Source organism: Neisseria chenwenguii (assembly GCF_002216145.1).
Taxonomy (GTDB): Bacteria; Pseudomonadota; Gammaproteobacteria; order Burkholderiales; family Neisseriaceae; genus Neisseria; species Neisseria chenwenguii.
Genome location: NZ_CP022278.1, coordinates 1,654,076 through 1,666,263 on the forward strand (window position 1 = coordinate 1,654,076; position 12,188 = coordinate 1,666,263).

At 53.4% G+C, this 12,188-nt stretch carries 10 protein-coding genes and 1 tRNA gene; 8 read left to right on the forward strand and 3 right to left on the reverse strand.

The window, feature by feature from the left end; genetic code table 11:
- Positions 1-69: 69 nt before the first annotated feature.
- From BG910_RS12335 to BG910_RS08170, 5 genes are all read left to right on the forward strand, one after another.
- Positions 70-423 carry a hypothetical protein gene (locus BG910_RS12335; RefSeq protein ID WP_157694054.1) on the forward strand — a complete coding sequence of 118 codons (354 nt, stop codon included), beginning with the start codon at positions 70-72 and terminating at the stop codon, positions 421-423.
- Positions 424-448: 25 nt separating this feature from the next.
- Complete coding sequence (locus tag BG910_RS08155; protein ID WP_089036407.1) at positions 449-769, forward strand: LapA family protein; 321 nt, start codon at positions 449-451, stop codon at positions 767-769.
- Between the two features lie 21 nt (positions 770-790).
- Positions 791-1,960 (forward strand): lipopolysaccharide assembly protein LapB, encoded by a 1,170-nt coding sequence (gene lapB, locus BG910_RS08160; protein WP_089036408.1) that lies wholly within the window; start codon positions 791-793, stop codon positions 1,958-1,960.
- 182 nt (positions 1,961-2,142) lie between these two features.
- Positions 2,143-3,531 carry a Na+/H+ antiporter NhaC gene (nhaC, locus tag BG910_RS08165; protein ID WP_089036409.1) on the forward strand — a complete coding sequence of 463 codons (1,389 nt, stop codon included), beginning with the start codon at positions 2,143-2,145 and terminating at the stop codon, positions 3,529-3,531.
- Positions 3,532-3,800: 269 nt separating this feature from the next.
- Positions 3,801-4,616: a glycosyltransferase family 2 protein gene (locus BG910_RS08170; RefSeq protein WP_089036410.1), complete on the forward strand. Its 816-nt coding sequence runs from the start codon at positions 3,801-3,803 to the stop codon at positions 4,614-4,616.
- Positions 4,617-4,804: 188 nt separating this feature from the next.
- On the opposite strand, the gene hemH is transcribed toward BG910_RS08170, so the two are convergent.
- A complete protein-coding gene (gene hemH, locus BG910_RS08175) occupies positions 4,805-5,815 on the reverse strand; it encodes a ferrochelatase (protein WP_089036411.1) in 1,011 nt (336 codons plus the stop codon).
- 279 nt (positions 5,816-6,094) lie between these two features.
- The gene (locus BG910_RS13075) at positions 6,095-6,529 is read right to left on the reverse strand and encodes a transporter (RefSeq protein WP_325048916.1); all 435 of its coding nucleotides are present in this window, start codon (positions 6,527-6,529) and stop codon (positions 6,095-6,097) included.
- Between BG910_RS13075 and BG910_RS08180 the strand changes: the two genes are divergently transcribed.
- A complete protein-coding gene (locus tag BG910_RS08180) occupies positions 6,431-7,984 on the forward strand; it encodes a site-specific DNA-methyltransferase (protein ID WP_325048917.1) in 1,554 nt (517 codons plus the stop codon). The genes BG910_RS13075 and BG910_RS08180 overlap by 99 nt on opposite strands.
- Positions 7,985-8,010: 26 nt before the next feature.
- Complete coding sequence (locus BG910_RS08185) at positions 8,011-10,617, forward strand: restriction endonuclease (protein ID WP_089036413.1); 2,607 nt, start codon at positions 8,011-8,013, stop codon at positions 10,615-10,617.
- A 105-nt stretch (positions 10,618-10,722) separates the two neighbouring features.
- Here BG910_RS08185 and tgt read toward each other — a convergent pair whose 3' ends face one another.
- Entirely contained in the window at positions 10,723-11,838 is a 1,116-nt protein-coding gene (tgt, locus tag BG910_RS08190; RefSeq protein ID WP_089036414.1) for a tRNA guanosine(34) transglycosylase Tgt, read from the reverse strand.
- A gap of 196 nt (positions 11,839-12,034) precedes the next feature.
- Here tgt and BG910_RS08195 point away from each other — a divergent pair.
- Positions 12,035-12,111, forward strand: a tRNA-Val gene (locus BG910_RS08195).
- Positions 12,112-12,188: the final 77 nt, after the last annotated feature.

Consider the following 12,188-nt stretch of genomic DNA (forward strand, 5'->3'; position numbering starts at 1 on the left):
CTGCCTTTCTTATTTTTTGCTGCGGCTGCCAAACGCGCTTTATCGCGCTTTGCGGCAGCACTTGCCTAGGTGGAAACAAAGGTTAAACGATACGCCTGCGGATATGGTTTTGGCAAGCGGAAAACGAGGAATTTTTTGCAGTTTTCGGTGGTGGCGGATTTTGCAAAGTGCCGACTGTTGCGGATAAGGGAAAAATCGGCCGGAAAAATTGTCAGCAATACGCCGCTGCAAAAACAGAGCCGCCTGAAAAGCCCCATACCTTGCCGGCAGTACCCGAAAGCGGATAAATCGTTTAAACTAGCGCTCCCATCCCGACTTTCAGACGGCCTCTGTACCGCTGCGTTTTCCAATCCGACCGCTTGTCGGAAAAACTCTGCCTTAGAGGCCGAAACGCTGCATCATTCCGCTCTTTATGCCGTCTGAAATCCCCTGTTTATCGGAGACTTCGATGAAAATCATTTCCCTCGTTATCAAAATCGTCATCCTGCTGGTATTTCTGCTCTTGGCTATTGCCAACATCCACATGGTCGATTTCAATTACCTGCCCGGCCAAAAAGTCAACACCCCGCTGATTATCGTTTTGTTCGGCGCTTTCGTGATCGGTGTCGCTTTCGGTATGTTTGCACTCTTTGTCCGACTGCTCGGCCTGCGTGCGGAAAACAACCGTCTGCGCGCCGAAGTGAAGAAAAACGCCCGCTTTACCCAAGCCGCGCAGATGGTTGCGCAAAACAGCCCCGTGCCGTCTGAAAACACCAAGCCCAAAGTCTGAGCCGCTTCTTAAAGGAAGATTATGGACAACGAAATCTGGATGTTCCTCCTGCCGATTATCCTGCTGCCCGTATTTTTCGCGATGGGCTGGTTTGCCGCACGCGTCGATATGAAAACCGTGCTCAAACAGGCAAAAAGCATTCCCGCCGGTTTTTACAAAAGCCTCGACGCGCTGGTTGACCGCAACAACGGCCGCGCCGCACGCGAATTGGCCGAAGTCGTCGATCAGCAGCCTGAGTCTTACAGCCTGAACCTCACTCTGGGCAAACTCTACCGCCAGCGCGGCGAAAACGACAAAGCCATCAAAATGCACCAAGCCCTGCTCGAATCGCCCGACACCGTCGGCGAAAAACGCGAGCGGGTTTTGTTCGAGCTCGCGCAAAACTACCAAAACGCCGGCCTCGTCGACCGCGCCGAACAAATCTTCCTCAACCTCAAAGAAAGCGACATGGCGCGTGAGGCGCAGCTGCACTTGATCAGCATCTACCAGCAGGATCGCGACTGGGAAAAAGCCATCGAAATGGCGCAGCTCTTAAGCCGAAACGAACAAACCTACCAGTTTGAAATCGCCCAGTTTTACTGCGAACTCGCCCAAGCCGCCCTTTTCAAATCCAACTTCGACGCTGCCCGCGGCTTTGTCCACAAAGCGCTGGAAGCCAACAAAAAATGCGCCCGCGCCAACCTGATTCTGGGCGACATCGAATACCGGCAGGGCAACTTCGCCGCCGCCGTTGACGCCTATTCCGCCATCGAACAGCAAAACCATGCCTACCTGAGCATGGCGGGAGAAAAACTCTACGACGCCTACGCCGCCCAAAACAAACAGGAAGAAGGGCTCAACCGCCTCATCGGCTACATGAAAACCTTCCCCGATTTAGACTTAATCAACGTCATCTACGAAAAATCCCTGCTGCTCAAAGGCGAAACCGAAGCCGCGCAAACCGCCGTCGAAATGGTGCGCCAAAAGCCCGATCTCAACGGCGTGTACCGCCTGCTCGGCCTCAAGCTCAGCGACATGAACCCGACCTGGAAAGCCGACGCCGACATGATGCGCGCCGTCATCGGCCGCCAGCTGCAAAAAAGCGTGATGTACCGCTGCCGCAACTGCCACTTCAAATCCCAAGTCTTCTTCTGGCTCTGCCCCGCCTGCAACAAATGGGAAACCTTTACGCCGAACAGGATCGAAGTTTGAAGTCTGCCCCGTTCCGGCGGGAAGAGGCCGTCTGAAACGTATTCAGACGGCCTTTGACGTATCCGCCGAAAGGCGGGCTCCCGTTTGAATGCCGTTCAGACGGCCTGATACCGTTTCTGCATCATCAATGCTAGAATCCGTTAACTTTTATCTTTATCCGAACAATCCAAACAGGAAAACCCATGTTTGCTTTCAAATCCCTACTCGATATGCCGCGTCTCGAAGCGGCGGCGGTGGCGGCGGCCTTAATTGCCGCGCTGGGTTATGCGATTATCGCGCTGGGCTGGCTGCCGCATATGGCGGTTTTGACCGCGATTGTTGCGCTGCTGTTTTACGGCCTCGCGCGCGGTTTGAAATACACCGATATGCAAAACGGCATGATCGGCGCGGTCGGGCAGGGCATGGGCGCGGTTTACCTGTTTTTCTTCATCGGCCTGATGGTCAGCGCGCTGATGATGAGCGGCGCGATTCCGACGCTGATGTATTACGGTTTCGGCCTGATTTCGCCGACTTATTTTTATTTTTCCGCGTTTGCGCTTTGTTCGGTCATCGGCGTGGCCATCGGCAGCAGCCTGACCACCTGCGCCACCGTCGGTGTGGCGTTTATGGGCATGGCAACAGCGTTTCATGCCGATTTGGCGATGACGGCGGGCGCGGTGGTTTCAGGCGCGTTTTTCGGTGACAAAATGTCGCCGCTCTCAGACACCACGGGCATTGCCGCCTCGATTGTCGGCATCGATTTATTTGAACACATCAAAAACATGATGTACACCACCGTCCCCGCATGGCTGATCAGCGCCGCGCTGATGCTGTGGCTGCTGCCCAATGTCGCCGCCAACGATTTGAACAGCGTCGAACTTTTCCGCAGCCAGCTTGAAGCCACGGGGCTGGTGCACGGTTATGCGCTGATTCCGTTTGTATTGTTGGTGGTATTGGCGCTGTTGCGCGTCAACGCCGTCGTTGCCATGCTGTTTACCGTCGTCGCGGGGATTGCCGTTACCTATTTCCATTCCTCGCCCGATTTGAAACAGCTCGGCGCGTGGTTTTACAGCGGCTACAAACTCGAAGGCGACGCCTACAAAGACATCGCCCGCCTGATTTCGCGCGGCGGCTTGGAATCCATGTTTTTCACGCAAACCATCGTGATTTTGGGCATGAGCTTGGGCGGACTGCTGTTCAGCCTCGGCGTCATTCCCGCCCTGCTCGACGCCGTGCGCTTGCTGCTGACCAACGCCGCGCGCGCGACTTCCAGCGTTGCCGCCACCGCCGTCGGCGTGAATTTCCTCGTCGGCGAACAGTATTTGAGCATTCTCTTGGCGGGCGAAACATTCAAGCCCGTGTACGACAAACTCGGTCTGCACACCCGAAACCTCTCGCGCACGCTCGAAGACGCGGGCACCGTCATCAACCCGCTCGTGCCTTGGAGCGTCTGCGGCGTCTTCATCAGCCAAGCGTTCGGCGTGGCGGTTTGGGACTACCTGCCGTATGCGTTTTTCTGCTATTTGTGTTTGATTCTGACGCTGCTGTTCGGCTGGACGGGGCTGACGTTGAGTAAGAAAGAGGCCGTCTGAAAAGTTTGTTTGAATCCGATTAAACCCTCTCGCATTGACGCGTTTGCAAGGCTCGTTAATCAATCCGGTTTGTGAGGGTGAATTACTGTAACGTGTAGATTTTCAGCAAGCGCCGTAGGCTGGGATTCAGCCCGGCTTTTCAGACAGGCGCGCTATTTTCTGCTGGGCTGAAGCCCAGCCTACGACGCCGAAGGGCAAAACATATTTAGGCCGTCTGAAAAATCTTCAGACGGCCTGACGCCGAAATCAAAAAACCATAGGAAAACCCGATGCACACAAATCCAACCCTAGACGTCGTCATTCCCTGCTACAACGCCGCGCGAACGCTGCTTACCGCCGTTGAAAGCGCCGCCGCGCAGCGCGATGTGCGCAATATCTGGCTGGTGGACGACGCTTCTACCGACAACACCCGCGACGTGATGCGCAACCTGACGATGGCTTTCCCGCAGGTGCGCTGCGAATATATGCCGCAAAACGGCGGTTCGGCCAAAGCCCGCAACTGGGGCGCGTTGCAGAGCGACGCCGATTTCGTCGCCTTTCTCGACGCCGACGACGCCTACGAAACAGGCGTGCTCACGCCCGCCTATATGGCTTTAGAGCAGTTCCACTACCTCAGCCTCGTGCGCCTGAAACTGCGCCCCGTCGGCTTTCCCGCCCGCTATCTCGACCATCCCGAATTTCCCCGCGCATGGCAGCGGCTGGCCATGACCGTCGGCGGCAATACCGTGTTCCGCCGCTGTATCCTGCTGGCGGCGGGCGGTTTTCCGCAAGACGGACTGTTCCGCCAATTCGGCGGCGAAGACGCCGCGCTCGGCATCGCGCTCACCCGCAGCAGCGTCGTCGGCACGCTGTTCGGCAGCGAAGACGCCGCCGTGCAACACGTTTACCGCGACGGCATCCACGCCGAACGCCTGCTCGACGCCGAGCTGTTCGGCCAGACATTTGCCGACATTACCCCCGAACACGCCGCGCAGGCCGAAGCCGTTACCGCCAAAATCTGCCGCCGCCTCGACGAAATGAAAGCGCATTCGGCGTTCGACCAAACCGGCATCACCGCGCTGGAAGCAGGGTACGAGGCCGTCTGAAAACTTCGGTGGTCGGTGGGTATGGTCGGACCACTACGCTGTCTAACCGAAGTTTTCAGACGGCCTTCAGGCATTTTTTCCGGTTTTTTTGCAAAGGCCTTACGCTGATTGTTTTGAGGGAACGAAAAACAAGGCCGTCTGAAAACAATCTATTTTCAGACGGCCTTTTCCCATTCAGCCAAGCCCGCTCAATCCCAACCCTGCAGATTCCGCTTCACCAAATCCGCCAGCGCCGAGAGCCAGGCGGCGTTGTCGTTCAGGCACGGAATGTAGCTGTATGCCTTGCCGCCGGCGGCGTGGAACTGTTCGCGGCCGGTCAGGGCGATTTCTTCCAGCGTTTCCAAGCAGTCGGCGGTAAAGCCGGGGCAGAAGACGTCGAGTTTGTTTACGCCTTGTGCGGGCAGTTTGTCCAATAAATCCTGCGTGCTCGGCTCTACCCATTTGGCGCGCCCGAAGCGGCTTTGGAAGGAAACGATGTAGTCTTGTTCCGCCAAACCCAGTGCGTCGGCGAGGAGGCGGGCGGTGTGGCGGCATTCGTCGGGGTAGGGGTCGCCGTCGTCATGGCTTTTTTGCGGAATGCCGTGGAAACTCAACATCAATTTGTCGCCGCGCCCGTGTTGCGCCCAATATGTTTCGATGTGCTGCTTCATCGCCGCGATATAGCCCGCATCGTCATAAAAACGCGAAACGGTGCGCACGCTCATTTGATTGCGCTGTTTGAGCAGGTTTTGAAACACCTTATCCAAGGCCGCGCCCGTGCTGGAAGCCGCATACTGCGGATAAAGCGGCACCACCAAAAGCCTGCCCACCCCCTGCGCCTTAAAATCCGCCATCACGTCCGCCACACTTGGATTGCCGTAAGTCATCGCATGGCGCACGATGACATCGGGCAACCGCGCCGCCAGCGCCGCCGCCTGCCGTTCGGTGTAAACCGCCAGCGGAGAGCCTTCCTTAAACCAGATTTTTTCATAACCGTGCGCCGATTTTTTCGGGCGCAGCGTCAACACCAAACCGCGCAAAACCGGCTGCCACAGCCACGAGGGCAGCTCCACCACGCGCTTGTCCGATAAAAAATCACGCAGATAAGGCTTCACCGCCGCCGTCGTCGGCGCATCGGGCGTACCCAAATTCAGCAGCAATACGGCGGTTTTGTTTTGTTTGTCGTAGGGGAGGGCAGGTTCGGTATGAAAATACGGCATGGTTTCGGCTTATGGAAATTGAAAGTGAAGTGAACGGCATTTTAGCAATGATAAGGCCGTCTGAAAAATTTTCAGACGGCATGGGAGACCGGCTGCCGTATCTTCAGCCGCTTATGCTTTAAGACGAAGCGGAATCATGGAAAATCCGTTAAAATCCCGACTATTTCCAATTCCCCAAACAAAGGGCGCAACAATGGCCGAACCGAACCGAACCGAACCGAACCGAACCGAACCGAAATTATACACGATTTAGAAAATAATCTCAATCAAAACAATCTGTTAAAACTCAAATCCCTGTTCCCCGAAGTCTTCTGCGAAGACCAAATCGACTTTGAAAAGCTCAAGCTCATTCTCGGCGCAGACAACCTTTGCGCCGAAAACGAACGCTACCAGCTCAACTGGGCGGGCAAAACCGCGGCCTACCGTGCGCTGCAAACGCCCACTTTCAACACCTTGATTCCCTGCAAAAGCGAAAGCGTGGATTTTGATGCCACGCAAAACGTCTTTATCGAAGCCGAAAACATGGAAGCGTTGAAAATCCTGCAAAAATCCTATGCAGGCAGCGTGAAAATGATCTACATCGACCCGCCCTACAACACGGGCAGCGACAGCTTTATCTATCCCGACAAATTTTCCGAAACCCGCGACGAATACGCCCGCCGCGTGGGCGACAAAGATCAGGAAGGCTACCTGAAACGCGACGGCGTATTCCAAGGCGCGTTCCGCAAAAACGGCAAAGACAGCGGGCATTACCACAGCAACTGGCTCAACATGATGCTGCCGCGCCTGCATCTGGCGAAAACGCTGTTGCGCGAAGACGGCGTGATTTTTATCTCGATTGATGACAACGAACAGGCGCAGTTGAAATTGCTGTGTGATGAAGTGTTTGGGGCGGAGAATTTTGTGGCTGATGTGATTTGGCAGAAAAAATACGCTGCAACAAATGACGCAAAAGGATTTTCTACCTTACACGATTACATTTTGGTTTATCAAAAAAGTTCTGAATTTGAAAGAAATTTACTTCCACGAACAGAGGCTCAAAATAAACCCTATAAAAACGATGATAAAGATGGAAAGGGTCTATGGCGAAGCGATAATTTATTAGTTAAATCATTTTCTGCCAGTGCAGTATATCCCATTACAAATCCAAATACAGGGGAAAAATTCTTTCCCCCACAAGGAAGTTCGTGGCGGGCAAGTCAATCCACAATGGAAATTTGGTTAAAGGAAAATCGCATATTTTTTGGGAAAGATGGTTTAGGAGCACCACAATTAAAAAGATATTTAAATGAAGTTCAACAAGGCAGAGTGCCAACAACGTGGTGGAATTTTGAAGAAGTTGGACACAATGATGCCGCCAACAAAGAATTGCAAAATCTTTTTAATTCCAAAGCACCATTTGACACGCCAAAACCAACAACATTATTAGCACAAATGTTAAAAATTGGTTCAAATTCAGACGGCATCATTATGGATTTCTTTTCAGGTTCCGGCACCACCGCCCACGCCGTGATGCAGCTTAACGCCGAAGACGGCGGCAACCGCCGCTATATCTGCGTGCAGCTTCCCGAAGAAACGGACGAAAAATCCGAAGCGCGCAAGGCGGGTTTTGCCAACATCGCCGAAATCGCCAAAGAGCGTATCCGCCGTGCGGGTGCGCAAATCCGTAGGTCGGGCATTGATGCCCGACAAGACAGGCCGTCTGAAAATGCGGAGGTTGTCGGAGACGGTGTGTCGGGCATCAATGCCCGACCTACCGATACGGGCTTCAAAGTCTTCAAACTCGCCGAAAGCAACTTCAAGCAATGGCGCAGCCCCTCCGACCGCAGTTCAGACGGCCTTGAAGCGCAGCTGGAAATCTTCCGCGATGTGGTCGAACCGCACGCCACCGCCGAAAACATGGCCTACGAACTGGCCTTGCGTTTGGGCTTCCAACTCACCGACCCGATGATTTTTTCAGACGGCGTGGTGTGGCTCGACAACGCGGCAGGCAGCCGCAAAACGGCCTTGCTGCTGGAAACGGTCGGCGATGAATTGTTGCGCGATGTGCTGGCGCAGTCGCCGCAAAAAGTCTTCGCGCTGGACAAGGCGTTCGGCGGCGATGATGCGCTGAAAACCAATGCGGCCTTGCAGTGCAAAGATGCGGGTGTGGCGTTTGAAACGCTTTGATGCCTGTCTGAAAAAGGAAAAAAGCGATGCAGTTGAAATTTGAAACGCTGGATTACCAAAGCGATGCGGTTGAGGCCGTTGTCCGCCTGTTTGAGGGCGAGCCGAACCATACGCAACTTTTTGAACTGAATGCGGCGGGTGCGTCGCCGATTGTGGCGAACCGCCTGCATTTGGTGCGCGATGAAATCGGCAAAAACCTGAATGCGGTGCAGCGGGATTTCAGGCTGCCTGAAACGCCGATCGGCGAACACGGCCTGAATTTTTCGGTGGAAATGGAAACGGGCACGGGCAAAACGTATGTGTATCTGCGCACGGTTTTTGAGCTGAACAAACGCTACGGCTGGAAAAAATTTGTGATTGTGGTGCCGAGCGTGGCCATCCGCGAGGGCGTGGTGCAGAGTATCCGCGCGATGAGGCCGCATTTTCAGACGGCCTTTGACCATCCGGTTTTCCAATCGGCGGTGTACAGCAGCGACCGACTGAATACGCTGCGCAATTTTGCCGCCAACAATCATATTGAAATTCTGATTATGAACATCGACGCGTTCAAGAAAGACGACAATGTGATTAACCGCGTGAACGAAAGCGGCGATGCGCCGATTGAGTGGATTAGCGGCACGAACCCGATTGTGGTGATTGACGAGCCGCAGAATATGGAAACGGAGTTGGCAAAACAGGCGATTGATGCGCTTCATCCTTTGTTTGTGCTCCGTTATTCTGCGACGCATAAAAATCCCTACCATAAAATCTACAGCTTAAATCCGATTGAGGCGTACAACAAAAAGCTGGTGAAGCAGATTGAAGTCGAGCCGGTTTTGGCGAAAAACGATGTGAACGGCGCGTATGTGGCCTTGAAGGAATTTGTGTCGGGCAAGAAAAAGCTGGCGGCGAAAGTGGAAATCCATGTGGCCGATAAAAAGGAAACCAAGAAGAAAACGGTGAGCGTGTCGTCGGGCGACGATTTGTTTGACAAGTCGGGCGGCAACGAAAGCTACCGGCACGGTTTCATCATCAACGGCTTAAATGCGGAAATGGGCGAAATGGCTTTGTCGGGCGGGCAAATCATCACGCTGGGCGAAAGCGACGACCTAATCCGCGACGAAGTGATGAAAAAGCAGATTGAATGCACAATCAAAGAGCATTTGGCGAAGGAAAAACGCTTAAAGCCGCGCGGCATTAAGGTTTTATCGCTGTTTTTTATCGACAAAGTGGCGAATTACCGCAACGGCGGCAAATTCGCGCGCTGGTTTGAGGAAATTTACCGACGTGAAACAGGCGAAAATTCAGACGGTGTGCATGACGGCTATTTCAGCCAAGACAAAGATACCAGCGGCAAAACCAAAGCCGATGAAGATACTTACGATCTGATTATGCGCGACAAGGAAAAGCTGCTTTCCTTCGACAGCCCGTTGCGCTTTATCTTCTCGCATTCCGCGCTGAAAGAGGGCTGGGACAATCCGAACGTGTTCCAAATCTGCACGCTCAACGAAACCCGTTCGCCGATTAAAAAGCGGCAGGAAATCGGGCGCGGTCTGCGTTTGGCGGTCAATCAGCAGGGCGAGCGTGTGCGCGACGAGGGCGTGAATATTCTCACCGTTATCCCGAACGAAAGTTACGAAAGTTTCGCTACCAATCTGCAAAAAGAATACGAAGACGAATGCGGCATCAAGTTCTGCAACGGCGGTGTGAAGGAAAAAGCGAAACGCACGCGGCAGACCTTCCGCAAAGGTTTTACGCTCGATCCCGTTTTTCTGGAAATCTGGCAGAGATTGCAGCATAAAACACGTTATTCGGTGCAGTTTTCGCGTGATGAATTAATTCAGACGGCCTCTAAAGCGGTGCACGGTATGCCGACAATCGACAAGCCGAAAATTACGGTGCAAAAGGCGGCCATTCATCAAACGCAAACCGACGGCATTTGGGGCGAGGAACGCAATTCTTGGGCGGAACAGGCGGATATTGAATGGGATATTCCCGATGTGCTGGGCGAAATCCAAAAGAAAACCAGGCTGACGCGGCAGACGCTGTTTGAAATCGTGCAGCAGTCGGGGCGCGCAGGCGATATTGCCGACAATCCGCAGCGTTTTGTGGATTTAGTAAGCGAAAAAATTCAGACGGCCCTGCACGGCCTGATGATTGAGGGCATCGAATATTTCAGGCTGTCTGAAAACGGCGAATATGCGCAAAGTCTGGCACGCTGGCAGGAGTTGGAAGAAATCGGCGCGGAATTTTTTATGAATGAATATACGTTTAAGGTAAACCAAAATGACGGGAACAAGCAGGAAAAGACCATCTTTGCCGACTATATCCCGCTTGATTCCAATACGGAAAAACGGTTTGCCCAAGATTGTGAAAGCCATGAAGATGTGCAACTGTATTTCAAACTGCCTGACTGGTTTAAAATCCCGACGCCAATCGGTAATTACAATCCCGATTGGGCCGTCGTGATGAGAAACCGCGAACGGATATTTTTTGTTGCCGAAACCAAAAATACCGGAAAAGGTATTCAGGATGGCGTGTCTGAGAAACAGTTATCACTAAAAGAGCAGCAAAAAATCGTGTGCGCCCGCAAGCATTTTGAGGTATTTGATGGAATTGAATACCGCGTTGTGCAGAAGCTAAATGAGTTGTAAAGGTTGGGTTGCTGTAAGGTAACCGCCTCTTAATGAGTAAGGCCGTCTGAAATCATGTGTATATTAATTTCAGACGGCCTTTTATGTTTAACAGGTCAAATCCAATCAATCCACGCCGCGCGCACGGTTCTCATGGAATTGCGCCTGCCAGTCGGCAAATTTGCCCTGCTCGATGGCTTCGCGCATTTCGGCCATGATGGTTTGGTAGAAATGCAGGTTGTGAATGGTGTTCAACTGTGCGCCGAGAATTTCGCCGGCTTTGTGCAGGTGGTGCAGATAGGCGCGGCTGAAGTTTTGGCAGGCATAGCAGGTGCAGCTCTCATCAATCGGGCGTTTATCGAGTTTGTGTTTGGCATTTTTCAGTTTCAAATCGCCGAAGCGGGTAAACAGCCAGCCGTTACGCGCGTTGCGGGTCGGCATCACGCAGTCGAACATGTCCACGCCGTGCGCCACGCCGTACACCAAATCTTCCGGCGTGCCGACACCCATCAGATAATGCGGTTTGTGTTCCGGCAGCATCGGACCGACTGCACGCAGCATACGGTACATTTCCGGCTTTGGTTCGCCGACGGAGAGGCCGCCGATGGACAGACCGGGGAAGTCGAGCGCTTCCAAGCCGCGCAGCGATTCTTCGCGCAAATCTTCATACATCGCACCTTGTACGATGCCGAAGAGCACGTTCGGGTTGCTCAGATCTTCAAACGCTTTTTTGCTGCGCTCCGCCCAGCGCAGGCTCATTTGCAGCGATTTTCTGGCCTGATCGTGCGTGGCTTCGCCGGGCGTGCATTCGTCGAGCTGCATGGCGATGTCGGAATTTAAGACGGTTTGGATTTTCATGGAGATTTCGGGCGAGAGAAACAGCTTGTCGCCGTTAATCGGGCTTTTGAAGGTGCAGCCTTCTTCGGTTAATTTCCGCATGTCGGAAAGCGAAAACACTTGGAAACCGCCCGAATCGGTAAGAATCGGTTTGTTCCAGCCGATAAAATCGTGCAGTCCGCCGAATTGTTCGATGACTTCCAAACCGGGGCGCAGCCACAGGTGGTAGGTGTTACCTAAGATGATTTGGGCGTTGATTTCGTGCAGGTTCTGCGGGGTCATGGCTTTGACCGAGCCGTAGGTGCCCACGGGCATGAACACGGGCGTTTCGATTTTGCCGTGATTGAGTTCGAGCGTACCGCGGCGGGCGTGGCCGTCGGTTTTGTGGAGGGTGAATTTGAACATTTCTGTAAGGCTTTAGAACAACGGTTTGAATGTTTCAGACGGCCTGTTCCGGCAGGGTGTCGCGTTGCGGCTGCGTGCCGAGAAAGGCCGTCTGAAAAGCAAAAATGCAATCATAACGTGTTTTCAGACGGCCTGAAAGCAGCAGGCTGTTGTGTTTGCCGAAAAACGCCGTTATAATTGCGCCTTACTTAATTTCAGGCACGTAGCTCAGTTGGTTAGAGCACCACCTTGACATGGTGGGGGTCGTTGGTTCGAATCCAATCGTGCCTACCAGAATACTGGAACAGCAAAAGGTTTCTGGCAAACTTTTTGCTGTTTTTTATATGTTTTTCAAAATGCCGTTTCAGGTC